This window comes from Dactylosporangium sp. CS-047395, from assembly GCF_050942185.1.
Classification (GTDB): Bacteria; Actinomycetota; Actinomycetes; order Mycobacteriales; family Micromonosporaceae; genus Dactylosporangium.
In genome coordinates this window covers 7,526,431-7,548,884 of sequence record NZ_CP192015.1, presented here as the reverse complement: position 1 = coordinate 7,548,884, position 22,454 = coordinate 7,526,431, and the positions used below count along the sequence as shown (strand labels likewise).

General features: G+C 73.1%; 24 protein-coding genes. 17 read left to right on the top strand and 7 right to left on the bottom strand.

The annotated features are described in order from the left end of the window. Positions 1-4: 4 nt before the first annotated feature. From ACQP00_RS35560 to ACQP00_RS35540, 5 genes are all read left to right on the top strand, one after another. Positions 5-151: a hypothetical protein gene (locus ACQP00_RS35560; protein ID WP_433044698.1), complete on the top strand. Its 147-nt coding sequence runs from the start codon at positions 5-7 to the stop codon at positions 149-151. Positions 152-200: 49 nt separating this feature from the next. After that, positions 201-884: a nucleoside deaminase gene (locus tag ACQP00_RS35555; protein ID WP_433224106.1), complete on the top strand. Its 684-nt coding sequence runs from the start codon at positions 201-203 to the stop codon at positions 882-884. Positions 885-969: 85 nt separating this feature from the next. Further along, positions 970-1,632, top strand: a complete 663-nt coding sequence (locus ACQP00_RS35550) for a zinc ribbon domain-containing protein (RefSeq protein WP_433204232.1) — start codon at positions 970-972, stop codon at positions 1,630-1,632. Position 1,633: 1 nt separating this feature from the next. Continuing rightward, entirely contained in the window at positions 1,634-3,064 is a 1,431-nt protein-coding gene (locus ACQP00_RS35545; protein ID WP_433204229.1) for a hypothetical protein, read from the top strand. Between the two features lie 87 nt (positions 3,065-3,151). After that, positions 3,152-4,006 (top strand): alpha/beta hydrolase family protein, encoded by an 855-nt coding sequence (locus ACQP00_RS35540; RefSeq protein ID WP_433204226.1) that lies wholly within the window; start codon positions 3,152-3,154, stop codon positions 4,004-4,006. 33 nt (positions 4,007-4,039) lie between these two features. Here the strand turns inward: ACQP00_RS35540 and ACQP00_RS35535 are convergent, their stop codons facing one another. The 3 genes from ACQP00_RS35535 to ACQP00_RS35525 are packed head-to-tail and all read right to left on the bottom strand — an operon-like array spanning position 4,040 to position 5,436. Then, complete coding sequence (locus ACQP00_RS35535) at positions 4,040-4,414, bottom strand: DUF4240 domain-containing protein (protein ID WP_433204223.1); 375 nt, start codon at positions 4,412-4,414, stop codon at positions 4,040-4,042. Between the two features lie 11 nt (positions 4,415-4,425). Next, positions 4,426-5,031 (bottom strand): hypothetical protein, encoded by a 606-nt coding sequence (locus ACQP00_RS35530; protein ID WP_433204220.1) that lies wholly within the window; start codon positions 5,029-5,031, stop codon positions 4,426-4,428. 3 nt (positions 5,032-5,034) lie between these two features. Beyond that, on the bottom strand, positions 5,035-5,436 hold the full coding sequence (locus ACQP00_RS35525; RefSeq protein WP_433204217.1) for an HIT family protein: 402 nt from the start codon (positions 5,434-5,436) through the stop codon (positions 5,035-5,037). Between the two features lie 45 nt (positions 5,437-5,481). Between ACQP00_RS35525 and ACQP00_RS35520 the strand changes: the two genes are divergently transcribed. Further along, entirely contained in the window at positions 5,482-7,431 is a 1,950-nt protein-coding gene (locus ACQP00_RS35520; RefSeq protein ID WP_433204214.1) for a GPP34 family phosphoprotein, read from the top strand. Here ACQP00_RS35520 and ACQP00_RS35515 read toward each other — a convergent pair. Then, positions 7,424-7,873, bottom strand: a complete 450-nt coding sequence (locus ACQP00_RS35515) for a hypothetical protein (protein WP_433204211.1) — start codon at positions 7,871-7,873, stop codon at positions 7,424-7,426. The genes ACQP00_RS35520 and ACQP00_RS35515 overlap by 8 nt on opposite strands. A gap of 24 nt (positions 7,874-7,897) precedes the next feature. On the opposite strand from ACQP00_RS35515, the gene ACQP00_RS35510 reads away from it, so the two are divergent. Genes ACQP00_RS35510 through ACQP00_RS35500 form a run of 3 tightly spaced genes read left to right on the top strand, consistent with a single transcriptional unit; the run spans position 7,898 to position 10,040 of the window. Beyond that, entirely contained in the window at positions 7,898-9,154 is a 1,257-nt protein-coding gene (locus ACQP00_RS35510) for an alpha-hydroxy-acid oxidizing protein (protein ID WP_433204208.1), read from the top strand. Then, complete coding sequence (locus ACQP00_RS35505) at positions 9,151-9,687, top strand: DUF4232 domain-containing protein (RefSeq protein ID WP_433204205.1); 537 nt, start codon at positions 9,151-9,153, stop codon at positions 9,685-9,687. The genes ACQP00_RS35510 and ACQP00_RS35505 overlap by 4 nt, the downstream gene beginning before the upstream one ends. 17 nt (positions 9,688-9,704) lie before the next feature. After that, a complete protein-coding gene (locus ACQP00_RS35500) occupies positions 9,705-10,040 on the top strand; it encodes a hypothetical protein (protein WP_433204202.1) in 336 nt (111 codons plus the stop codon). Positions 10,041-10,092: 52 nt separating this feature from the next. Here the strand turns inward: ACQP00_RS35500 and ACQP00_RS35495 are convergent, their stop codons facing one another. Then, positions 10,093-11,997, bottom strand: a complete 1,905-nt coding sequence (locus ACQP00_RS35495) for an RICIN domain-containing protein (protein WP_433204199.1) — start codon at positions 11,995-11,997, stop codon at positions 10,093-10,095. A gap of 15 nt (positions 11,998-12,012) precedes the next feature. After that, positions 12,013-13,929, bottom strand: a complete 1,917-nt coding sequence (locus tag ACQP00_RS35490; RefSeq protein WP_433204196.1) for a discoidin domain-containing protein — start codon at positions 13,927-13,929, stop codon at positions 12,013-12,015. A 117-nt stretch (positions 13,930-14,046) separates the two neighbouring features. Between ACQP00_RS35490 and ACQP00_RS35485 the strand changes: the two genes are divergently transcribed. The 7 genes from ACQP00_RS35485 to ACQP00_RS35455 all read left to right on the top strand — a co-directional run bounded on the left by ACQP00_RS35485 (position 14,047) and on the right by ACQP00_RS35455 (position 19,745). Then, positions 14,047-14,298, top strand: a complete 252-nt coding sequence (locus tag ACQP00_RS35485) for an SCO4848 family membrane protein (RefSeq protein WP_433204193.1) — start codon at positions 14,047-14,049, stop codon at positions 14,296-14,298. A gap of 7 nt (positions 14,299-14,305) precedes the next feature. Further along, positions 14,306-14,857: a SigE family RNA polymerase sigma factor gene (locus ACQP00_RS35480; RefSeq protein WP_433204190.1), complete on the top strand. Its 552-nt coding sequence runs from the start codon at positions 14,306-14,308 to the stop codon at positions 14,855-14,857. Beyond that, entirely contained in the window at positions 14,854-16,056 is a 1,203-nt protein-coding gene (locus ACQP00_RS35475) for a hypothetical protein (RefSeq protein ID WP_433204187.1), read from the top strand. Before ACQP00_RS35480 ends, ACQP00_RS35475 begins: the two co-directional genes overlap by 4 nt. Before the next feature lie 112 nt (positions 16,057-16,168). Then, positions 16,169-17,353, top strand: coding sequence for a hypothetical protein (locus tag ACQP00_RS35470; RefSeq protein WP_433204184.1), 1,185 nt, complete (start codon positions 16,169-16,171; stop codon positions 17,351-17,353). Beyond that, positions 17,350-18,438, top strand: coding sequence for an ARPP-2 domain-containing protein (locus tag ACQP00_RS35465; protein ID WP_433204181.1), 1,089 nt, complete (start codon positions 17,350-17,352; stop codon positions 18,436-18,438). The genes ACQP00_RS35470 and ACQP00_RS35465 overlap by 4 nt, the downstream gene beginning before the upstream one ends. Positions 18,439-18,844: 406 nt before the next feature. Continuing rightward, positions 18,845-19,123, top strand: a complete 279-nt coding sequence (locus ACQP00_RS35460; RefSeq protein WP_395907530.1) for a GlsB/YeaQ/YmgE family stress response membrane protein — start codon at positions 18,845-18,847, stop codon at positions 19,121-19,123. 85 nt (positions 19,124-19,208) lie between these two features. Further along, the gene (locus tag ACQP00_RS35455; protein ID WP_433204177.1) at positions 19,209-19,745 is read left to right on the top strand and encodes a GNAT family N-acetyltransferase; all 537 of its coding nucleotides are present in this window, start codon (positions 19,209-19,211) and stop codon (positions 19,743-19,745) included. Here the strand turns inward: ACQP00_RS35455 and ACQP00_RS35450 are convergent. Beyond that, on the bottom strand, positions 19,740-21,185 hold the full coding sequence (locus tag ACQP00_RS35450; protein ID WP_433204174.1) for a DNA polymerase ligase N-terminal domain-containing protein: 1,446 nt from the start codon (positions 21,183-21,185) through the stop codon (positions 19,740-19,742). The genes ACQP00_RS35455 and ACQP00_RS35450 overlap by 6 nt on opposite strands. 58 nt (positions 21,186-21,243) lie before the next feature. On the opposite strand from ACQP00_RS35450, the gene ACQP00_RS35445 reads away from it, so the two are divergent. Beyond that, positions 21,244-22,431 carry a PQQ-binding-like beta-propeller repeat protein gene (locus ACQP00_RS35445; protein ID WP_433204171.1) on the top strand — a complete coding sequence of 396 codons (1,188 nt, stop codon included), beginning with the start codon at positions 21,244-21,246 and terminating at the stop codon, positions 22,429-22,431. Positions 22,432-22,454 lie beyond the last annotated feature (23 nt).

Here is a 22,454-nt window from a genome sequence, read left to right as displayed (position 1 = left end):
TGTCATGTCGGCACAGGCCGTGCTCTACCTCATCGCCATCATCCTGCTCGTGGTGGCCGCGCTGCCCGTCCCGGTGCGTGGCGTGAATCTCGCGTGTCTCGCCGCCGCGTGCGCGCTGCTCGCCTTCGCCTGGCCCACGATCACGGCCTAGCGACCGCCGGCGGGGGTAGGCTCCGGACCGTGCTGCCAAGCGTCGGTGCCTGCCCCACGCCGGACGAGCTGATGGACGCGGCGCTGGCCGTCGCGGCCGAGGGGCTAGGCCCTGTCCTGCCGATCTTGCCGGCCTGCACCGGGCCCAGATTCCGGCTGCGCACACATCGCGGAAGGCCGGTTACAACCCCGGTAACCGACCTCCCGCGCTGCGCACGCAGCCGAAATCTGGACTCCGTCTCGGCTCGACAAGATCGGCAGGACAGGGCCTAGCCGCGGGCGAGCTGCCGATCGGGGCGGTCGTCGAGGCGGGCGGGGTCGTGCTCGGGCGGGCGTACACCAGCGAGCGGGCCCTCGGGCGGCGGATCGTCCACGGTGACCTGCTCGCGCTGACGCAGGCCGACGAGGCGCTGGGGTCGCGGCGCGGCACGGCGCCGATCCGCATGGCCGTGACGCTGGAGCCGTGCCTGATGTGTCTCGGGGCGGCCATGGTGCTGGGTGTGGCGGAGGTCTACTACGCCCACGAGTCGCCCCCCGACGGCGGGGCGGGCGTGGCGGCGGCCTGGCGGACGCATCCCGAAGCGCCGTGGTTCGCGGCGCCGGTGATGACCGCCGGAGTGCGCCGCGACGAGGCCGTCGCGCTGTTCGAGACCTATGTGCGGCAGGCGCCGCCGGGTGGGATGCGCGACTGGGCGCGGGCGCTCATCGGGCGCCGATCAGGCGATGTCATATGACCGACTTGCCGATCATGCCGATGGCGGGCGACAGGTACAAAAAAGGTGGAAGACTGGTTGCTCTCGAACAAGGGGTTTGTCGCCGATGGCTGGCATGGTGCCGTTCACCAACAACTACTCGGACCACTCGACCCGCGAGGGGTACCAGTTCGAGTTCAACTGCATGCGCTGCGGCAACGGCTACAGCTCGTCCTTCCAGCACTCGGTGACCGGGTTCGGCGGGAAGCTGCTGCGCATGGGCGGCGACCTGCTCGGCGGGGAGGTCGGCAACAAGGCCTCGCAGATCGGCTGGGACGCGCAGTGGATGCGCGACGGGCTGCGCGGGTCGACGCGGGACAAGGCCCTGGCCAAGGCGGCCGAGGAGATGCAGGTCTACTTCACCCAGTGTCACCGCTGCGGGCAGTGGGTCTGCCAGCAGGTGTGCTGGAACCACGAGCGCGGGCTGTGCACGAGCTGCGCGCCGCGGCTGGACCAGGAGATCGCCGGCATGCAGGCCGCGGCCCAGGTCAACCAGCTGCACGAGCACATCAACCAGGTGGACTGGACGCGCGACGTCAACTACCGGGACCAGGCCGTCGGGCGCTGCCCCTCGTGCATGAACGAGACCGGCGGCGGCAAGTTCTGCCAGCACTGCGGGACCCCGCTCGCGGCCGCGCCGCAGCAGCAGAAGCGGTTCTGCGGCAACTGCGGCACGCCGACCCAGCCCGGCGCGATGTTCTGCGCCGAGTGCGGCACGTCGACGGCCTGACGTGCGCTACCGCCTGATCGCCGACGGCGGGGCGCTGCTCGACGAGGGCGACGGGTCGGCCGAGATGGCCGGCGGCGCGCTGGTCGTGACGCCCGAGCGGGGTGCCGTCCTGCGGGTGGCGCCCGGGGACGTCGTCGAGGTGCAGGAGCCGCAGCCGTACGTCGTGCAGCTCCTGCTCGCCGACGGCGCCCGTCTGGAACTGAGCCGGCTCGGGGTGATGCGCACCCAGCTGCTCGCGGAACTGTCGGAGGCGCGGGTCGCCGACACCGAGCAGGTGCTGCTGCTCGACGGGGTCGGCACGGCCGAGGCGTTCCCCGGCTGGGTCGACGGCACCCCGGCCGAGCTGCGGCTGTACGACGACGCGCTGGTCATCGTGCCCGCGGCGGGACTGGCCGAGAAGCTGCCGTACCCGTTCATCCAGGCGGTGACGACGGACAGCACGGGGTACACCATCGGGCTGAGCGTGCCGGGAAGACCGCCGATCGCCGTGGGCCGGCTCGCCCGCCGCACGAGCGAGTTCCTGGACCTGCTGCGGGCCCGCACGGCCGCCGCGGCCGGGCGCACCAGTCACTTCCTCGCCGCGCTGCTGCCCGGGCTGGGCCCGGTCGCGCTGCGCTCGGTCGCCGCGCTGCTGCGGGACGGGCTCGCCGCGCCGCGCGACGCCCTGGAGGCGGTCGAGCCCGGCGTGTTCCCCGCCCTGCTGGAGGCGGCGTGCCGGCCGGAGCGGGTCGCGGGTGCCCGCAAGCTGCTCGGGCTGGGGCAGGTGTGGCTCGGGTTCAAACAGACCTCGTCGGTACAGCGGGCAGGCTCCGGCGCCGGCCCGTGGCGCGACCCGGCCCGGCCGCCGGTGCTCGACCACGACGCGCACGCCGGATCGTTCGCGCCGGGGCTGCCCGGCATGTTCGCCGCCGGGATGGTGTCCGGGTTCGGTGGCCCGTTCGAAGGCCCGTTCGACACGTACGGCCCCGGCCTCGCCTTCGGCCTGCTCGGCCTGGGCGCGATGGGCGGCGGCGGCTACGAGAACGGCCCGCACCTGCCCCGCCAGGTCTTCCCGCACCAGCCCGTGACGCCCGCGCACACCGACTACGCGGCGCTGACCGACCCGGCCGACCCCGACGACCCGGCCGTGCTCGCGTTCCTGCTGTGCCTGACCCCGTCCGGGCGGCTGGTGTACGAGGTGCTCAACGCCCCCGACCACGCCACCTACGTGTTCACCTGCCGCGACACCGACCAGGCGGCCCAGCTCAACCGGGCCCTGGACCTGCTCGGCTTCCGCGTCGAGGGGATCTCGGCCGACGCCGACTCGGCCGCCTCGCAGTACCGCAAGGCGGCCCAGCGCCTCCCCGCCCTGCGGGTGCTGCGCGAGCGCTTCCAGGGCCGGGCGATCCACACCGAGGGCTGGGAAGCTCAGCTGGCCGGCCTCGTCGACTGAGACTGGCGATTTCACGGATCCGGAGCCGGTCCCGACCCGGACACACTGACGCGCATCGAAGTATCCCTCGTCGATCGGGAGACACCGGTGCGAAACACCCCCGCCATTCGGCTCGTCCTGCGGGTCGGGCTCATCCTCACCCTCATGGGTTCCGGCATCGCGGCCGTCGCGACCCCGGCGCTCGCCGACGAGGTCGGTCAGGCCCCGACCTCGTCGAACATCACCGGCAACGGCAGCTTCGCCACCACCTCGGCCAGCATCTCCAGCCTGGTCACCGGGTTCGGCGGCGGACGGGTCTACTACCCGACCGCCACCGGCCGCTACCCGGTGATCGCCGTCTCGCCCGGGTTCACCGCCACCTGGTCGAGCCTGTCCTGGATCGGGCCGCGCCTGGCCTCCTGGGGCTTCGTGGTGGTCGGCATCGAGACCAACACGCTGTACGACCAACCGGCCAGTCGCGGCAACCAGCTGCTCGCCGCGCTCAACTGGGCGGTGAACTCGTCGCCGACCGCGGTCCGGGGCAAGGTCGACGGCAGCCGCCGCGGCGTCGCCGGGCACTCCATGGGCGGCGGCGGCACCCTCGAGGCCCTCGCGGCCGACACGTCCGGGCTGGTCAAGGCGGGTGTGCCGCTGGCGCCGTGGAACTCGGACAAGACCTGGAACAACGTGAGCGAGCCGGTGCTCATCGTGGGCGGCCAGTCCGACACCATCGCCCCGGTGTCCAGCCACTCGATCCCGTTCTACAACACCCTGGGCGGCCCGAAGACGTACGTCGAGCTGACCGGGCAGAGCCACTTCTTCCCGCAGACCACGAACGCGACCGCCTCGCGCGCGCTGGTCTCCTGGTTCAAGCGGTGGGTCAGCCAGGACTCCCGGTTCACCCCGTTCACCTGCGGGTTCTCCGGGATCGCGGTGTCGGACTTCCGCAGCAACGCCTGCTGAGGTCCTGAGCCGTTCCGAACCGGCCGGTCCGATCTAGCCGGCGGCCCAATGGACGTTCCCGCGCTCGTGCACCTCGCCGATGCGCGGGAACATCCGTCCCAGCCGCGGCAGCCGGCGGGCCACCTCACGGGGGTCGTCGAAGTCCCACGGCCGGCCGGCGGGATCCTCGAACGACCGCCCGTCGACGTCGTGCTGCGGCCACTCGGAGGGGGCCCAGTCGTGGGTCTCGCGGCCGGCCAGGCGCCGGATCGCGGGCACGTCGGCGAGGGAGTCCGGGTCGGCCAGGACCCGCTCGAGGGTGTCCCGGTCGAGGGTGACGGCGAGCCAGCTCCGGAACGCGCGGAAGCCGTCGCCCGAGCAGCGCCCGTCCATGATCTGGTAGGCCGCGCCCCAGAGGTCGAACGTCACGGGCGGGGAGCCTAGGGCCGCCGGGTGTCCGGCACATCGACGGTGGTGGTGATCCGGGCCAACGACGGGTGGCGGGGCGTCGACCCGAACCCGAACCGGACCGGCGGGTCGACGTCGGTGAGCGGCCCGAGGTCGCGCCCCTCCCACGCGGCGGAGGCGGCGGTGATCGGATGCAGGTCCCGCACGCCGTACCATTCGCGGCGCCCCCGGCCCGCGCTGCCGTGCGTGCGCACGCCCGGCATCACCAGCCGCGCCGGCAGGTCCACCAGCCGCACCCAGTTCGGGTGTCGCGCGATTTTCGCCGGTACCGCACGCAGCAGCCACCCCAGCCCGCCCCGCCGGCCGACGTCGAAGCGCAGCGTCAGCGGCCCGGCCGCGACCGCCCACGACGCGCCGACGTCGACCGGCGTGATGCGGACCTCGTCGAACCCGTACGTCGCGTCGATGAACTCGGCCAGCTCCGGCGTCGGCGCGAGCAGCACCCGATGGCCGTCCGGCCGCTCCACCATGACGTCGCTGACCGGGCCGAACGGCGAGCGGGGCCAGTGCCCGAGCACGAGCCGCGTCCCGCTCGCGGTGCCGACCCCGGCGATCCAGCCGTCGAACGTGAGCCGCACGCGCTACAGGGCCTTGAGGGCCGTGCGGATCCGGTCCGCGGCCTCGTCCAGCGCCGCCGGGTCCGGGTGCTGGTCGACCCGGCCGAAGTCGAAGTCCTCCATGCCCCACGTCGGAAAGACGTGGAAGTGCAGATGTGGTACCTCGAAGCCGGCCACCACCAGGCCCACGCGGGGCGCGTCCCAGGCCAGCTGCACCGCCCGCCCGATCGTGTGGGCGACCGCCGTGCACTTGGCGAACAGGGCCGGGTCCGCCGCCGTCCACTGGTCGACCTCCTGCCGCGGCACCACGAGCGTGTGCCCGGGCCGCAGCGGCGCGATGCTCAGGAACGCGGCCACGTCGTCGTCCTGCCACACGAACCGCGCGGGAAGCTCCCCGGCGAGAATCTTCGTAAAGACGCTGCTCATGTCTTCGTACCCTACTTGGTGGCGCGGCGGTGTCACCCTGTGCGCGTGAACGGGGGAGTGCTGGTCCAACTGCGGGCGGCGCTGGCGGTGGCCATGCTCGCCGGCTTCTACGTGCTCGGCGCCGCGCTCGCGGTCGCGGTCGGGTGGCTCGCGGTCTGGCTGCTGCTGATCGCCCCCGGCTCGGCCGACGCCCAGGCGGGCGCCTTCGCCCTCGGCGCCCTCGCGGTCGCGCTGCTGGTGCCCGGGGCGGCGGCGCTGCTGAGCTCCGGCGAGCCGCCGCCGCGCGACGGGGTGGCGGTCGACGAGACCCAGGCGCCGGGGCTGTGGGCGCAGACGCGGGAGCTGGCGAAGCTGGCCGGCACCCGCCCGCCGGACGAGATCCGCCTCGTCGCGGCGGTCAACGCGGGCGTCTGGCAGGACACCGGCGCGCTGGGCCTGCGCACCGGCCGGCGGGTCCTGCTCGTCGGCGCGCCGCTGCTGCAGGTCTGGCCGGTCTCCCGGGTGCGCGCGGTGCTGGCCCACGAACTGGCCCACTACTCGCGCCGGCACACCGGCCTGGCCGCCATCACGTACCGCGGCATGCAGGCCATGACCCGCACGATCGCCGAGGCGGGCCCGGCCGGGTTCGTGCTCGAGCTGTACGTCCTGCCGTATGCCGCCGTCTCCCTCGCCGTGCGCCGCCGCACCGAGCTGGAGGCCGACGACCTGGCGGCCCGGGTCGCGGGCCCCGACGCGCTGGCGGCGGCGCTGCGGGATCTCGGCCCGCTGAGCGCGACGTGGGAGCTGCTCATCGCGAGCTATGCGGGGTGGGCCCGCACGGAGGGGTACGAGCCGGAGGACGTGCTGCTGCGCTTCGCCCGCGACCCGCACTACGCCGCGGCGCGCCCGGCTCAGCCCGGTCCCTTCGACACGCACCCGCCCCTGGACGTCCGGCTGGCGCGGCTTGCGGGAGGCCCGTCCGGTACACCCGGGGAAGAGCGACCGGCCGTCGAACTGCTCGCCGACCCGGGGCTGCTGACCGCGGCCCTGCGCACCGCGGACTTCGACGACCTGGTGGCGGCGGCCGCCCGCGCCGAGGCGAAGCTGGACGTGGCGCGGCTCAAGCGGGCCGGCGGCCTGGACCGGGCGGTGCACGTGCTCGAGGAGGGCGGGCCGGAGTCGGCGACGGCGATCGACTTCGTGGTGGCGGCCCTGGTGGCGGCCGGCCGGGCCGAGTACGTGCACGCCTGGTCCCGCCCGCTGCGGCTCGAACCCGAGGGCGTGGCGCGGACCGTGCGGGCGGCGGCCGAGGACCCGGGCAAGGTGCCGGCGCTCGTCGCGCTGCTCGTCGAGTTCGGGCTCGTCGAGCGGCGCGGCACGCCGCTGCCGATGGGGCCGCTGTCCGGGCCCGGGCGCCTCGCCGACGACCTGTTCGACGTGAGCTTCGCCCCGCGCGACCGGCGGCGCCGCACCGACCTGCGGGTGTTCCCGGCCGCGCTGGCCGCCGCGACCCTGATGGACCTGCGCCGGGCCGGGTGCGTCGACGCCTCCGGGCCCGTGCTGCGGGTGGTGGGGGAGGGCATCGGCGACCCGTTCCTCGACGCGGTGCTCGACCGCCTCGCCGCCGGGCCGCCCCGGCGCGTCGACCAGTGGCTGGCCGCGCTCGGCGCCGACGTCGTCGAGACCGTCGCCACCCGGCGGCGGCTCGTCGGGCGCTACGGGCAGCGGTCCGAGTACCACTCCGCCAACGACGCCGTCCGCCCCGAGTTCGACGCCGAGACGCGCGGGCGGGTCCTGGCCGCCCTCGACCGGGGCCCGGCGCCCGACCGGGACCTCGACCTCGGCGTGCTGCTGTGGGCGACCGAGACGGCCGGGGCGGTGCTCGGGCGGCAGGCGGTGCAGGCCCGCTTCCTCCTCGGCCGGATCGCCGCCGAGGACCCGATCGCCCGCGCCGTGCGCACGGTGTCCGGCCATGGCGTGCGCGTGCCGGTGACCACCGACCCGCAGGTCAGCTGAGTTCGGTGGCCAGGACCCGGCGCAGCGCGGTGACGACCTCGCGGTCCGGGAACCGGGTGCGGGCGGTCGCCTCCGCGCGGCGCAGGGCGGGGCCGAGCGCGGCGGCGGGTGCGGCCCGGACCACGGCGATCAGCCAGGCCTCCAGCAGCGTCGGGTCGTCCGGCAGCGCCAGGTCGGGGCCGGTCGGCGCGGGCGGCGGCGGGGCGCCGGCCGGCAGGGGAGCGCCCGCCGAGCGGTAGTGCCCCGGCGGCACGCCGACCCGGTACGGATGCACGCAGGTGGGCGTGCCGGTCGCGGCGTGCACCCGGTGGCCGGGGACGGGGGAGTACGGGATGCCGGGGTCCGGCCGCTCCGCCACGTCGAAGGCGCCCAGCGGCAGCGACTGGCCCGGGCACGCCACGCAGGTCGCGTCCCGCAGCTCGTCCTGGGTCGGCAGGGCCACCCGCCGAAGGGTACCGTGCCGTCCGTGAACATCGGCCGTGCCCGGCAGGGCGTCGTCTACCGGCAGGGTGCGCTCGGGCGCCGGCCGTCCGTGCCCACCGACGCCGCCGAGCTGGAGCGGCGGGCGCGGCGGGCGATGTCCGCGCGGGCCTGGGCGTACGTGGCCGGGGGAGCCGGCGAGGGCGCCACGATGGCGGCGAACCGGGCGGCGTTCGCGCGGCGGCGGGTCGTACCGCGGATGCTGACCGGCATCACCGAGCGTGACCTGCGCACCGAGGTGGCCGGCACGCCGCTGGCGGCGCCGCTGCTGCTCGCGCCGGTCGGGGCCGGGGCGCTCATCCGCCGCGACAGCGACGTGCTCATCGCCCGGGGCGCGGCGGCCGCGGGTGTGCCGTACGTGTTCTCGAACCAGGGCTGCAGCCCCATGGAGCGCACGGCGAAGGCGATGGGCGACACGCCGTTCTGGTATCAGCTGTACTGGTCCACGGACGAGCGGCTGGTCGACTCGCTGATCGGGCGGGCCGAGGACTGCGGGGCCCGCGCCCTCGTGGTCACCCTGGACACGACGATGCTCGGGTGGCGGCCGCAGGACCTCAACCTCGGCTCGCTGCCGTTCGCGCGGGGGCAGGGCATCGCGCAGTACACGTCGGATCCGCGGTTCATGGAGATCGTGCGGGAGCGCGCGGCGCAACCGGCGGCCAAGCCCCAGGTCACCCTCGGCGCGCTGCGCACGCTGGTGTCGATCGCGCGCGAGCACCCGGGCGGCTTCTTCGCCAACCTCACCGCGCGGGAGCCCCGGGCGGCCGTCGAGACGTTCCTGGACATCTATTCGAACCCGGGCCTGAGCTGGGCCCACCTGGAGACCCTGCGCGGCCGGACGCGGCTGCCGATCCTGCTCAAGGGCATCCTGCACCCCGACGACGCCCGCCGGGCCCTCGACGCCGGCGTGGACGGCATCGTGGTGTCCAACCACGGTGGCCGCCAGGTCGACCGGTCGGTGGCCGCGCTCGACGCGCTCGTGACGATCCGGGCCGCCGTCGGCCCCGAGCCGGCCCTGCTCCTCGACAGCGGGATCCGCACGGGCGCCGACGTGCTGGTCGCCCTGGCCCTCGGCGCCGATGCCTGCCTGCTGGGAAGGCCGCACTTGTACGGCCTGGCGCTGGACGGCGCGGACGGCGTACGCCAGGTGATCGAGAACGTGATCGCGGAGCTCGACCTGACGATGGGCCTGGCCGGCGTGGCCTCCCTGGCCGATCTGACGCCGGCGGTGCTGGAGTCATGAGGATTCGGGGACTGGCGCTGCTCACGGTGGTGCTGCTGGCCGGCTGCGCCCAGCCCGGCACCGAGCCGCAGAACACCCTGCCGACGCCGGTGGCTTCGCCCTCGGTGAAGAGCGAGGAGGAGCCGGTCGGGTGCCCGGCGGGCGGGCTCAAGATCGAGGCCGACCGGGGCGACGCGGCCATGGGCTACCGCGAGATGAGCCTGCACGTCACGAACTGCGGCGACACGGCGGTGACGGTCAGCGGCCAGCCGGAGGTCATCGTGCTGGACAAGGACAAGGACGTCCAGGACATCAAGATCGTCCCGGGCGTGCACCACAACCAGTCGGCCCACCCCGTCGCGCTCGCCCCCGGCCAGAGCACGGTCGCGGTGCTCGCCTGGCGCAACACCTACGACGACATCAGCAAGCCCCCGGTCAGCGGCGCCTACCTGTACGTCGCCCCGGCCCCGGGCGCCACCCGCCAACTGGTCAAGCCGCCCGTACCACTGGATCTCGGCTCTACGGCCCGTCTCGAAGTGAGCGTGTGGCTATAGAGTGACGCATTGTGCGGATGTCGTACACACGCTACGAGTTCATCGATGACGTGATGACGCTGACGCTGGCCGAGGGGCCCGGCGAGACCGGCACGGTGCTGCGGTTCAAGCGCGGCACGTGGGAGGCGGAGCCGCACGAGGTCTCCAGCGGCGTCGGCGAACGCGTCGAGTCGGCGGTGCGCCGGTGGCGGATGACGGGCGAGCGGCTGGAGATCGAGCTGCACGACGTACCGGCGGCGCAGTTGGGTCTCGGCCCGCATCTCGAGCTCACCGTCGACGCCGCCCCGCCCCGCGTGTCCCGGGTCCACCGCGCGCTGGCCGACATCCTCCTCGACGTGCCCGAGCGGCGCTGAGACGGGGAAGGGCCCGGCGCGCATCGTGCGCCGGGCCCCTCGGCAGGTGTGGCTACGACTGGGCGACGAGGCGGAACGTCTGGGCCGGGCCGCCCGTGCACGACCACTGCTGCATTTGCGCCCCGTCCGCCGTGGAGACGTCCTTCACGTCGAGGCACTTGCCGCTGTTGCGGGCGATGAAACGGTACGTCCCGTTCCCGTTTGAGACCGCCTGCCACTGCTGGTTCGTGGCGCCGCCGTAGGCCCACAGGTGGACCTGGGCGCCGTCACCCGTGGCGCCGGTGCCGCCGTTCACGTCCCACGACAGGCCGGTCGCGTAGCGGTTCACGACGTTGTAGTAGCCGCCGCCGACCGAGCGGAACTGCCACTGCTGGTTGGTCGCGGCCGGGTTGCTGCACGTCCACTGCTGCAGCGCCGTGCCGTTGGCGGTGCCCCAGCCGGCGTCGTCCAGGCACTTGTTCGAGTTGCTGTTGATCACCTGGTACCACGCCGTGGTGCTCGGCTGGGAACCGCCGCCGCCGCCCGTGGTGGGCGGGTTCGAGGTCGGGGTCACCGTGCCGCCGGGCCAGGTGAAGGTGGCCATCGCGCCGGCCGGGAGGTTGTAGCCGAACGAGGAGCCGCCGAAGGAGACCTGGAAGTTCTGGGCGCCGCCGGAGTTGATCGCCACGAGCACGATCGAGCCGTCGGGGTTGCGGAAGGCGACGTTCTCGATGCCGCCCTCGCCCTGGTTGGTCGAGTCGATGCGCACCGCGCCCGGCTTGACGAACTTCGAGAGGTGGCCGAGCACGTAGTACTCCGCGTTGTACGTGATGGTCCCGCCGTTCACGGTCACCACGCCCATGCAGTTGGTGCAGGAGCCGATGACCGGGCCGTGGTTCTGGTCGAGGGCCATGTTCCACGTCGTCACGGTCTTGGCCCAGTTGCGGGTCGCGCCGACGGCGAGGTTGCGGCCCTGCCACAGCAGCGAGTCGGCGAACGTGTTGCCCGACTCGGTGCCGGAGCACTCGGTGAAGAAGATGTCCTTGTTCGGGTACGCGTTGTGCACCGTCGTCTGCCCGCTGGGCGTGCCGCCGTAGCAGTGCCAGGCCGTACCGGCGACGTTGTTGCCGGCGCTGGCGAGGACCTGCTGCGGGAACGAGGTGTTGTCCCAGTTGTGGTCCCAGGCGAGGATCTTGGTGCCGGTCCCGGCCGCCGACAGCTTCGGCGCGAGGGAGTTGATGATCCGGGCCTGCTGGTCGGGCTGCATGAACATGCCGGGGTAGCCCGGCGGGGAGAACTGCGGCTCGTTCTGGATGGACAGATACTGCACCGGTACCCCGGCCGCCTGGTACGCCTGGATCGACTTCACGAGGTAGTCGCCGAACGCGCCCTCGTAGTTCGTCGACAGCGAGCCGCCGATCAGGTTGCCGTTGGTCTTCATCCAGGCCGGCGCGCTCCACGGCACGCCCATCACCTGGACCTGCGAGTTGATCGACTTGGCCTGGGTGAGCAGCGGCAGGATGTACGCCTGGTCGTGCGAGACGGAGAACCGGGACAGGCTCGGGTCGGCCGAGCCGTCGTCGTAGGTGTAGAAGTTCCGCGCGAAGTCCGACGCGCCGAACGGCTGCCGCAGCCAGTTCAGGCCGATCCCGGAGGACGGGCTGAACAGGTTGTTCATGACGGTGTTGCGGGCCGGGGAGTTGTAGATGAGGTACGCGCTGGCGTCGGTCAGCGAGGCGCCGAAGCCCACCATCGACTGGTACGTGGTGTTCGGGTTCACGCTGATGACGGCGCCGCTGCCGGCGGTACCGAAGGGAACGGCACTTTTCTGGGTGAGGAGGTTGGCGCGGTCCGGGGTCGTCAGCCAGACGTTCGCCGAGGTGGCGGCGAGCGCTTCGGCGGGCCGGGCGACCAGGTAGGCCACGCCGGCGGCGAGCACGGTGGCAGCCGTGCTCATCGCCAGCAGTCGGAGGCGCATGGCGGTGCTCCTTCGCTAGTTGTAGAAACGGATGTCGGCCAGGCTCCACCAGTTGCCGGCCGTCGCGGTCGAGGTGATCCGCACGTACCGGGCCCGGGTGGTGCGAACGTCCACATTGGTCAGCTGGCCGGAGCCGGCGCCCTGGGCGAGGGTCGTCCAGTGGGTGCCGTCCGTGCTCGCGCTCAGCTGCCAGCCGCGGGCGTAGTCGCCGACGCTCGCGCCGCTGTCGATCGCGACCCGGCGGAACGTGCGCGCCGTGCCGAGGTCGACCTGGAGGTACTGCCCCGGCTCCTGCCCCGCCCCGCTGGACCAGCGGGTGCTGCCGTCCTCGTCGACGGCCAGGGACGCATCCGGGCTCGCCGGCGACGACGACGCCGTCGCGCCCGCGATGGACAGCAGCTTGCGCCCGTCGTCGAGCACCTTGCTCTTCGGCCAGGTGAACGTGGCGAGCGAGCCGCCGGGCAGGGTGTAGTCGAACGACCTGCCGCCGACGGCGACGGTGAACGTGCGGGGCGCGTCGTTCTCGTTGTGCGCCACCAGCACCGTGGAGCCGTCCGGGTTGCGGAAGGCCACGTCGGTGACCTCGCCGTTCCAGGCCGGGTTGCCGAAGCTGGTGCTGGCGATGCGGACCGCGCCGGGCTTCACGAACTTGGACAGGTGCCCGATCGTGTAGTACTCGGCGTCGGTGGTCCAGGAACCGTCCGGCTGCACCGTGATGAGGCCGGTGCAGGTGCCGCAGCCGCCGAGGTGCGGGCCGCCGGTCGAGTCCAGGGCCAGGTTCCAGGTGACGGCCGACTTGGCCCAGTTGCGGGTCACGCCGACCGTGATGGTGCGGGCGTGCCACTTGAGGGTGTCGGTGAAGTACTGCGCCGGGGTGTCGGCGGCGCCGTGCGAGCCCGAGCACTCGGTGAACCAGATGTCCTTGTCCGGGTACGCGTTGTGCAGCGCCGTCATCGCGCTCGGGTCGCCGTAGTAGCAGTGGTACGCCGTGCCCGCGACCCAGCGGGCGGCCGGGTTCTGCAGCAGCTTGTACGGGTAGTCGGCCTCCGGGTCCTGCCCGGGCGGGGTGTTGGCGATGTCGTTGGGGTGGGTGGCCCAGTTGTGGTCGTACCCCATGATCTTCGTGCGCGGGCTGACCAGGCGCAGCAGCGGCCCGAGAATCTCGATCACCTTGCCGGCCTGGGTGGTGTTCAGGCCCATCACCGGTCCGCCGCCCGCGTCGCGGTTCTGCGGCTCGTTCTGCACGGTGATGTAGTCGACGGGCACGCCGGCGGCCGTGTAGGCGAGGACGAAGCGGGTCAGGTAGAACGCGTACGCCGCGTACACCTTCGGATCGTCCTTGAGCTCGCCGCTCGCGAGCGAGTCACTCGTCTTCATCCAGGCCGGCGGGCTCCACGGCGTCGCCATGACCTTCAGCTGCGGGTTGAGCTTCTTCGCCTCGCGCAGCAGGGGCAGGATCTGGGCCTGGTCGTGCGCGATGCTGAAGCGGGTGAGCAGATAGTCCGTCTGCCCCGGCGGCATGTCGTCGTACGTGTAGTGCTCGGGCTGGGCGGTGAAGTCCGACGCGCCGATGGGCTGGCGCAGGAAGCTCACGCCGACGCCGGAGGCCGGATCGAACAGCGCCTTCATGGCCTCGGCCCGTTTGGCCGGGGAGAGCCGGTAGAGCACGGCGGCGGACGAGTCGGTGATCGACGCGCCGAAGCCGTCCATGCTCTGGTACGTGCGGCTCGGGTCGACGGTGATCGTCGGCTGCGTGCTGGCGTTGCTCGTGAACGGGACGGCGGCCCGCTCGTGCATGAGCTCGGCCCGGTCGATCGTGGTGACCCACACCCGGGCCGAGGGGGCGGCGCTCGCCTGGGCGGCGGTGGCCCCGGTGAGCCCGGCGGCGACCGAGGCGGTGGCCGCGACCAGAGCTAAAACCCTTCGCTGCATGGCATCTCCGCAATGTAACGAATGAAACAAGAATGTAACGATGATGCGTCACAGCACAGCATCGGCCCGCACTGATGTCAAGGCGTCCGAGCCTGGGCGCAGGGGCATACTTTCGGGGTGGTTCTCTCGCGGCGCTGGTCGGTTTTTCTCGTGCTCGTCGGCATCTGGAGCTGGGTCATCTGGCCCCGGTTCGTGGTCGCCATCTGGAAGGACGACCGGGCCTTCGACGCCGCCGGCCACCCCACCGCGTTCCTCTGGGTGCACGCGGCGCTGATCGTCGTCTCGCTCACCGTCGGTACGGCCGTCGGCGTGCTCGGCGTCCGCGGCTGGCGTGCCGCCCGCGGAACCTTTCGTGGCCCTGCGCAGTAGAAGAGGCATGCGAAGAGCCATCGAGGCGCCCGAGCACGTCGACCGTGACACCCGTGACACCCAGTTCCAGGCGTTCATGGGCGGCGCGACGCAGCGGCTGTACCGCGTCGCGTACCTGCTCAGCGGGGACGCCGGGGAGGCCGAGGAGCTGACCCAGCACACGCTCGTGCGCACGTACACCGCGTGGGACCGGCTGGACGGCGGGGACCCGTACGCGTACGCGCGCAGGATCCTGGTCAACCTGCACAGCGACTGGTGGCGGCGCCGGCGCAAGCGGGAACGGCCGGTGTCCGAGGTGCCCGAACGCAGCGCGCCCGGGTCCGACCCGGCCGACGCCGTGCTCGACCGGGCCAGCCTGGCCCGCGCGATCCAGCACCTGTCCCGGCGGGAGCGGGCCGTCATCGTGTGCCGCTTCTACCTCGACCTGACCGAGCAGCAGACCGCGGCGGAGCTCGGCGTCGCCCTCGGCACGGTCAAGAGCGCCTGCTCAAGGGCGCTGCGCAAACTGCGCGTCGACCCCGATCTCAGCCCGCTCGCACACCACCAGGAGGCGCAGTGATGTACTCGACCGACGAGCTGCGCCAGGCGCTCGCCGAGGCGGCCGGGGAGCGGACCACCCGGCTCGGCTTCGCCGACGTGAAGCGGGCCGCGAACCGCCGCCGGCCCCGGACCGTCGTCGCCGGCATCGCCATCGCCACGGTTCCGATCCTCGCCACCGGCGGCGCGATCGCCCTGGCTCCCGGCGCGCCCGACCTGGCCCCGACGCCCGACGCGAACCGCTCCGCCCCCGCGCGGAGCGCCTTCGACTCCCCACCGGCCGGCGACGGCCGGGTCCAGCAGGACCCGCCGGACCCCTCGTTCCCGGTGCCGGCCAACGTCCAGCTCATCCACACCGGCGAGCACTTCGGTCCGCACGAGGAGCTCGTCATGTGGCTGCAGGACGAGGCGAACGGCGTGCAGGGCGGCCTGTTCGACGCGGCGACCGGCCGGCTGCGCACCCTCGGGTACGCGGGCCTGCCCCGCACCAACGAGTTCGGCTGGTCCGTGCAGGAGCTCGACGACCGCGAGGGCGGCATCCTCGACTTCGGCGCGTTCGGCGCCACCGGCGTCAAGGTCAAGGTCACGGCGCAGGGCCGGACCGTCGAGGCGAAGACCGCGGCGGTCCCCGGCAAGCCGGGCGTGAGCGTGTTCTGGGTGCGCCGCACCGGCGTCCTGGCCGCCCCGACGAGCGCGCTGACCGCCGCGCCGAACGACGCCGTGTTCACCGCGTACGCCGCCGGCGGGGCCGTGCTCGGCACCACCAAGGAGATCCAGCGCACCGACGACCGGATCAACTTCGAGGACCAGTCCAAGGTCGCCGGCGACCGGATGCGCACCGGCATCACGTTCCCCGACGGCGGCGAGCTGGTCTTCTACTTCGACGCCAACGCCACCACCGGCCTGCTGCAGGCCGGCAAGCTCGACGCGGCCGGCAAGGTGACGTTCCTCAGGACGCTCACCAACGTGGCCCGCCCGCCGGTCGTCGGCGGCTTCTACCGCGCCGTCTTCGACGTCGCCGAGGTCCATGTGCGGGCGGCCATCTACGTCGGTACCGCGAGCAAGGTCCAGCTGGGCGCCGAGGGCGCGACCGACCGCGGCTCGGCCGCCTGGAGCGCGCACCCGGAGCTGCGGGTGCTGTGGTGCCGGACGGACAACCAGGTCAACGCCGTCGCCTACGACGACGCCGGCAACGTGGTGGCCGCGACCGACTTCCGCTGACGCCCGGTTAACCAGGGGCGGGGGCTTGCCGGCCGGCGGTACATTGGGCCGGCCGGTCGCGGGACTGTCCGCGCGACTTCCGGAACCCGCCTCTGAAGCGATGCTGGGGCTCTTGCGGACGGCGCAGGCGGTACCGTTGCCGCAGCGGAAGCGGGAAGGGGCACTCGTCGCGGCCCGGCTCGCCCGGATGCCCCCGCAGCGGGTCTACCGCCTGATCGCCGCCCTGCGCGCGGAGGGCATCAACAACCGGCGGACCCGCGCCATCGTGCGGGACTGGGTCGCGGCCCGGCCCGACGTCGCGTTCGACGCGGTGAAGTACCGCCGCGGCCTCACCACCGCCGCCGGCCACGCCCACCTGCGCCTGCCCGCCGAGGTCGGCACCGCGCTGTTCGACTGGCGCCGCCCGGCCCGCTACGAGACCCCGATCCTGGAGAGCTGGCGCAGCGCCCACTACGACGGCCGGGCACTGTTCGACCTGCCGTACACGGTGGCCGAGGGCCTCGCCTCGACCCGCCGCCGCGACCTCGGCCGCGCCGCCTTCCTGAGCGCGATCGCCCCGCGCCTCACCGAGCTGGAGCGGCTGCGGCTGCAGCGCGCGGGCGCCGCGGCCGACGGCGTGGGCGGGATGGACCTGCGCACGGTGCCGCTGACCCGGCTGGCCCTGTACGCGCTGGCACTGCCGCGCCCCGAACGGGCCCGGCGCCGCGAGGAGCTCACCGACGCCCTGCGCGCGGCCGCCCGCCGGGCCGCCGGACGCCGGGCCGGCACCTGGGGTGACGTGGTCGGGGTGCTCGACGACAGCTACTCGGCGTCGGGCTCGGCGGTGAAGCGGCGCCGGCCCCTCGCCGTGGCGCTCGCTTCGCATTATCTGCTGGAGGCACTGGCGTCGCGGTACCGGACGATCTGGCTCAACCACGAGGGCGACCCGCTGCTCGTGCACCCGGCGGGGGCCACGCCGCTGGGGGAACGCCTCCTCGACGGGCTCGCCCTGCGCCCCGGCCGCCTCGTGATCGTCTCCGACGGCTGGGACAACGCGCCGCCCGGCCAGGCCGCCGAGGTGCTGCGCGTCTGGCGGCAGCGGCTCGACCCCGGCGCGCGGACGTCGATCGTGCACCTCAACCCGGTGTACGACGCCTTCGAGGTGCGCCGCCTCTCGCCGTTCGTGCCCACGGTCGGCGTGCGCGACGCCGAGGACGCGGTCGTGCTCGTCGAGCTGGCCCGCTTCGCCACCGGGACGGCCACGTTCGCGTCCCTCGCCCTGTTCCTTCAGGATCGCGTCGAGAGGTTCCTGCGATGATCCCGGGTCTGCGGACCGGACCCGCCCAGACGTGGGGCGCGGTCCGGCTCGTGCCGCTGCTGCGCGACGAGCCGATCACCGACCTGCGCCTGCACGCCCGCCTGACCGGCCCCGACCTGTCCATTGTGGACCTCGGCCGCCGCGCGCACTACATCGCCTACGTCCCGCACGCGTTCGTGGCCACGTGGAGCACGGACGGAACCCCGGCCGCCGCGTACGGCACCCAGCTGCTCGACCCGCGCGAGCCCGGCCTCCCGCGCGTCGCCGGCCTGCGCTTCCGCCGCCGCCTGGCCCGCCGCGAGGACCGCACCCGGCTGCGCTTCCTGCCGCTGCACCTGGCCCTGGAGGGCTACCTGGCCCTGCAGTTCGGCGGCCCGCCGATCGCCTGGCAGGAGTGGACCCACGCGGCGGTGACCCGCGGCCTGTCCCCGCGCGTCGAGGAGGCCTACCGCGGCGAGGCGGTCCGCGGCCTTGACGACGCCCTGCGCGTGTTCGAGGTCCACCCGGGCCAGTGCGGGGTCGCGGTCTACCTCGCCGACGCCCTCGCCTCGGTCTTCGTCGTCCCGCACCCGGACGACTACCTGGCCCTGCACCCGACGCTCCTGCACGACTTCTACGGCGAGCTGCTGTACCACTACACCCTGCTCTACCCGGCGGTGGCCGGCTTCGACCAGCCCCTGAACGCCGCCGCCGTGCACACGGTCGACGACCTGCGGGCCGAACTGACCCGGGTCCGCGGCGAGTGGGCGGCGTTCCACAACGAGGTCATGTTCACGGTGCACGCTTCGACGACCCTGCCGGTGTACCGCCTGGGCCGCTTCACCCTGGCCCGTTTCCTGCCGCCGTTCGACCCCGCGACCGACAACCACATCGGCGAACTGATCACGACCCCGGACGGGACGGTGGCGTACCTGAAGACGTACCGCCTCTCGGCCGCCCAGGCCAGGCGGGGACATCTGCTGTCCCGGCTCTCCGAACACGACTGGTCCCTGGACGCGACGGCGGCCTCGCTGGGAACGGACCGGGCGGGGCTGGTACTGCGGCTGGAGCGTGCCGGGTTCGGCTACCTCCTGCGCCGCTCCTAGTTCTCGCGCGCTTTTGGTGCGGGTGTTGATCACGATAAGTCGGGCGCTGGCGCGCCGCGACTTATCGGATTTTTCGCCTGACAGGGTATAAGTCGGAACCAACGTTGACGTTGATCTTGGTGGGTCTGCTGGCAGGAGGTGGGCATGACGCCGACCGCGGGCCGTGGATGCGGCCGGCGCCATACCGCCCTGTCGTGCCGTCCCCCGCGGCCACCGGGGGAGGTCACCTGGCTGCCGGTGAGCTTGTGCGATCGCATGCTTCGCTTCCGGTACCACCAGTCTCATCAGACCGCCCCCGGCGCGCCGCCCTTTTCCGGTGAACCCACCCGATCGATGTCGTGTTTGGTCCTTCCGCCGGTGGGGCATCAATAGATCGACCGGAAATCGAGCTTTTCGAGGAGGAGCAGTGACTGTCACCGGAATCATCACGGCGCTCATCGTCGGTCTGATCGTCGGTGCGCTGGGTCGGCTGGTGGTTCCCGGCCGGCAGGGCATGTCGATCCTGGTCACGATGGTCGTCGGCGTCATTGCGGCGCTGCTGGGCACCGTGCTGGCGAACGCCATCGGCATCTCCACCGACACCCCGGGTGTCGACTGGGGCGAACTGCTGGTCCAGGTCCTGCTCGCGGCGGTCGGCGTGGCCCTCGTGGCCGGCCTGAGTGGCCGCGGCCGCCGGGCCCTGTAAGGCACACCGCGACAACACAACCTCAACGTTCCCCGGTCCGAAAAGGGCCGGGGATCGTTGTGTTTTCCGCGTACAGTTCGCGCACATGGCCGATGTTCCGCCCGCCGTGGTGCCGATCGATCTCGGGGACCTGGTGCTGCGCGCACCCGTCGACGCCGATGCGCCCGCGATCGCCGCCGCCTTCGCCGATCCGGCGCTGCGGCAGTGGAGCCCACCGGTACAAGATGATGCTCTGACCTGGATCCGCGACCGCGCGGACTGGTCGGCGAGCGCCCGGGTCGGCTGGGTCGTCGCCGCCGCCGACGGTGGCCCGGTGCTCGGCTCGGTCTCGATCCGCGTCGACGCCGCGCTCGACCACGGCATGATCGGCTACTGGACCGTGCCTCAGGCGCGCGGCCGCGGGATCGCCCGGCGGTCGGTGCGGGCCGCGGCCCAATTCGGCTTCGACGTGGTCGGCCTGCACCGGATCGAGCTGTGCCACGCGGTCGGCAATCCCGGTTCGTGCCGGGTCGCCGAGGCCGCCGGGTTTGCGCTCGAGGGCGTCATGCGGGAGGCGTACACGTACGGCGACGGGCGCCGGCACGACGAGCACCTGCACGCCCGGCTCCGGACGGATTCATAGCAGCGGCGGCAGTTGCTGGCTTGTGTGCAGTACACCCGCGAAAAGGTCGCCCTTCGCGGCCAGGCGCGGGCCGATGGTCCGGATGGTGAACCCGTCCGGGCGCAGCTTCGGGTCGTCGAGCTCGTCCCAGTCGATCGGCGCCGAGACCGGGGCGCCCGGTGCCGGTCTCGGGCTGTAGGGGGCGACGAGCGTCTTGTTGACCGCGTTCTGCGTGAAGTCGAGCCGGGCCCGGCCGCCGCGCTCCGCCTTCTCCCAGGCCCAGCTGACCAGCTCGGGCACCACCGCGCCGATCGAGCGGGACAGCCCCTCGACCCACGCCCGCGTCTCGGCGAAGCCCGGCCCGCGATCGACGGGCACCCAGATCTGGATCCCGCGCCGCCCGCTGACCTTGGCCCGGGCGGCGACGCCGAGGTGCTCGAAGGCCGTACGGTGCAGCCGCGCCAGCACCAGCAGGTCCTCCCAGCTGGTGCCGTCCCCCGGGTCGAGGTCGACGAGCGCGTAGCTCGGAAGGTCCGGCCGGTTTACTGTGGACGTCCACGGGTGCCACTCGAGCCCGCCGTAGTTGGCCGCCCACACCAGGGCCGCGGGCTCGTCGGCGACCAGATACTCGGTCCCCGATTCGGGCTCCCGCCAGCGCGGCAGCCACTCCGGCGCGTGCGACGGCAGCGCCTTCTGCCAGAACCCCTTCGTGTCCGCGCCGTTCGGGAACCGGTGCAGGTTCAGGGCGCGCCCGGCCAGATAGGGTGTCACGATCGGCGCGATTTCGAAGGTGTACCGCAAGAGCTCGCGCTTCGTCACCGCCGGTTCGCCGCCGAACAGCTCCTTGCTGAGGTTGGTGACGCGCAGCCGCCGGCCGTACACCTCCCAGGTCCCGTTCTCCCCGAGCTCCCCGAGCGCGTCGAGGGTATGTTTCCCGCGCGGGACGGCGGCGCGCTCCGCGGGCAGGTCGGAGTGCCACTCCCACTCGGGGTCGGCCTTGACCTCGTCGCTGGTCCGTCCACTGAGGACCGACAGCGGGTGCTCGGCCGCGTCCCAGCCGTCGGTGGCGTGCTCGTCGCGCTTCTTGAGCAGCAGCCACTCGTCCCCGCGGGTGCGCACGATGACGAACTTGCCGCGCAACTTCTGCCCGTGCAGCTCGATGTGCAGCTCGCCCTTGTCGATGGCCTTTCGGGGATCCGCGTCCTTGTAGGGCACCCAGGCGCCGGTGTCCCACACGATCACGTCGCCGCCGCCGTACGTGCCGGCGGGGATGACGCCCTCGAACGCGACGTACTCCATCGGGTGGTCGTCGACGTGGAACGCGGCCCGGCGCACCTTGGGGTCGAGGGTGGGCCCCTTGGGCACGGCCCAGCTGACGAGCGCCCCGTCCACCTCGACCCGGAAGTCGTAATGCAGGCGCCGGGCGCGATGCAGTTGCACCACGAACCGCAATTCGGACACGCCTCCAGTATCGCGCGCGGATAATCCGTACAAACGGGACTTATGGGGGTTTTGGTCCATGCGGTTTCATCATCTTCGCCTGATCGCGCTGCCGGTGCTCGCTGGTCTGCTGGTGGCTTCGTCCCCGGCCGGCGCGGCTCCGAGTGGGCCGGCCGCGCCGCCGCCGGCCGCCGCTGACTGGCCGGACGTGCAGGGCGGCCCGGCCCACGCGGGCTACCAGCCGCGTGCGGGCCTGACCGGGGCGCCGGCTTCGGTGGAGTGGTCGCTGGGCCTGCAGCCGAGCCGGGCTCCGATCGTGGTGGACGGCGCCCTGTACGTCCCGGAGACGACCACCATGCGGAGGCTGACCCCGACCGGCGAGCGGCTGCCGTTCACCGCGGGCCCGTCGTGGTGGATCGGCCAGCCGGTGAGCGACGGCCGGGCGTTGTACGCGGTGACCTTCGCCGAATTCGGCAAGGGCGTCCTGCGCTCGTTCGCACCGTCGGGCGCGGAACGCTGGTCGGTCGCGCTGCCGGGCGCCAGCTCGGGCGACAACACCGGAACGGCCGGCGGCCTGGTGGTGACGACGAGCGGTGCGCAGTGCAGGTACACGTGCGCGGTGTCGACGATCGGCGCCTACGACACGGCCACTGGTCATCAGGTGTGGCGGCACGACATCGAGGGGGAGGCGGGGTTCGAACGCCCGACGCTGACCGCCGACCGCGTTCTCTGGCCTTCGCTGACGACCACAACTACGCGGGCCTCGGGTTGGCGTCTCACCGCGTTGGACGCGCACACTGGCGCCGAGGCCTGGCATGCCTCCGGCGCGGGCACGCTGCAGGGTGCCGCGGCTGATGACAGCACCGTGTACACGGCCGGCCACCAGCTCTGTGCTCGCGCCCTGAACGACGGCGAGGTCCGCTGGTGCCGCGGCGACCGTGGCTATGACACCGTCGCGGTCGCCCCTGGCAGCGTGTACGCCACGAGCGGCGGCCACCTCCTTGCCCTCGACCCCGCTGACGGCCGTCCGCGTTGGAACGTCGCGATCGGCAGCGACCCGGTCCATCCGCCCGCCGTCGCCGGCGGGATGGTTCTGCTGCACCACAACGCGGGCGACCAGAGTGCGCTGCTGGTCGTCGCGGCCAAGGACGGGCACCGCCTGAGCGAGACGAAGCTCGGGACCGGCCTCCCGGGCATGCTCACCGTCGCCGGCGGTCGGGTGTTCGCCGTGCATGACTACTCCGGCCTGGTCGCCCTACACCCGTGACCGCGTCTCCTGTCAATCGGATC

What these genes read in the sequence shown, in the direction of transcription:
- ACQP00_RS35560 (WP_433044698.1), top strand. Translation starts at nt 5, where the DNA reads ATGTCGGCACAGGCCGTGCTCTACCTCATCGCCATCATCCTGCTCGTG.
- ACQP00_RS35550 (WP_433204232.1), top strand. Translation starts at nt 970, where the DNA reads ATGGCTGGCATGGTGCCGTTCACCAACAACTACTCGGACCACTCGACC.
- ACQP00_RS35525 (WP_433204217.1), bottom strand. Translation starts at nt 5,436, where the DNA reads ATGAGCAGCGTCTTTACGAAGATTCTCGCCGGGGAGCTTCCCGCGCGG.
- ACQP00_RS35505 (WP_433204205.1), top strand. Translation starts at nt 9,151, where the DNA reads ATGAGGATTCGGGGACTGGCGCTGCTCACGGTGGTGCTGCTGGCCGGC.
- ACQP00_RS35500 (WP_433204202.1), top strand. Translation starts at nt 9,705, where the DNA reads ATGTCGTACACACGCTACGAGTTCATCGATGACGTGATGACGCTGACG.
- ACQP00_RS35495 (WP_433204199.1), bottom strand. Translation starts at nt 11,997, where the DNA reads ATGCGCCTCCGACTGCTGGCGATGAGCACGGCTGCCACCGTGCTCGCC.
- ACQP00_RS35490 (WP_433204196.1), bottom strand. Translation starts at nt 13,929, where the DNA reads ATGCAGCGAAGGGTTTTAGCTCTGGTCGCGGCCACCGCCTCGGTCGCC.
- ACQP00_RS35480 (WP_433204190.1), top strand. Translation starts at nt 14,306, where the DNA reads ATGCGAAGAGCCATCGAGGCGCCCGAGCACGTCGACCGTGACACCCGT.
- ACQP00_RS35465 (WP_433204181.1), top strand. Translation starts at nt 17,350, where the DNA reads ATGATCCCGGGTCTGCGGACCGGACCCGCCCAGACGTGGGGCGCGGTC.
- ACQP00_RS35455 (WP_433204177.1), top strand. Translation starts at nt 19,209, where the DNA reads ATGGCCGATGTTCCGCCCGCCGTGGTGCCGATCGATCTCGGGGACCTG.
- ACQP00_RS35445 (WP_433204171.1), top strand. Translation starts at nt 21,244, where the DNA reads ATGCGGTTTCATCATCTTCGCCTGATCGCGCTGCCGGTGCTCGCTGGT.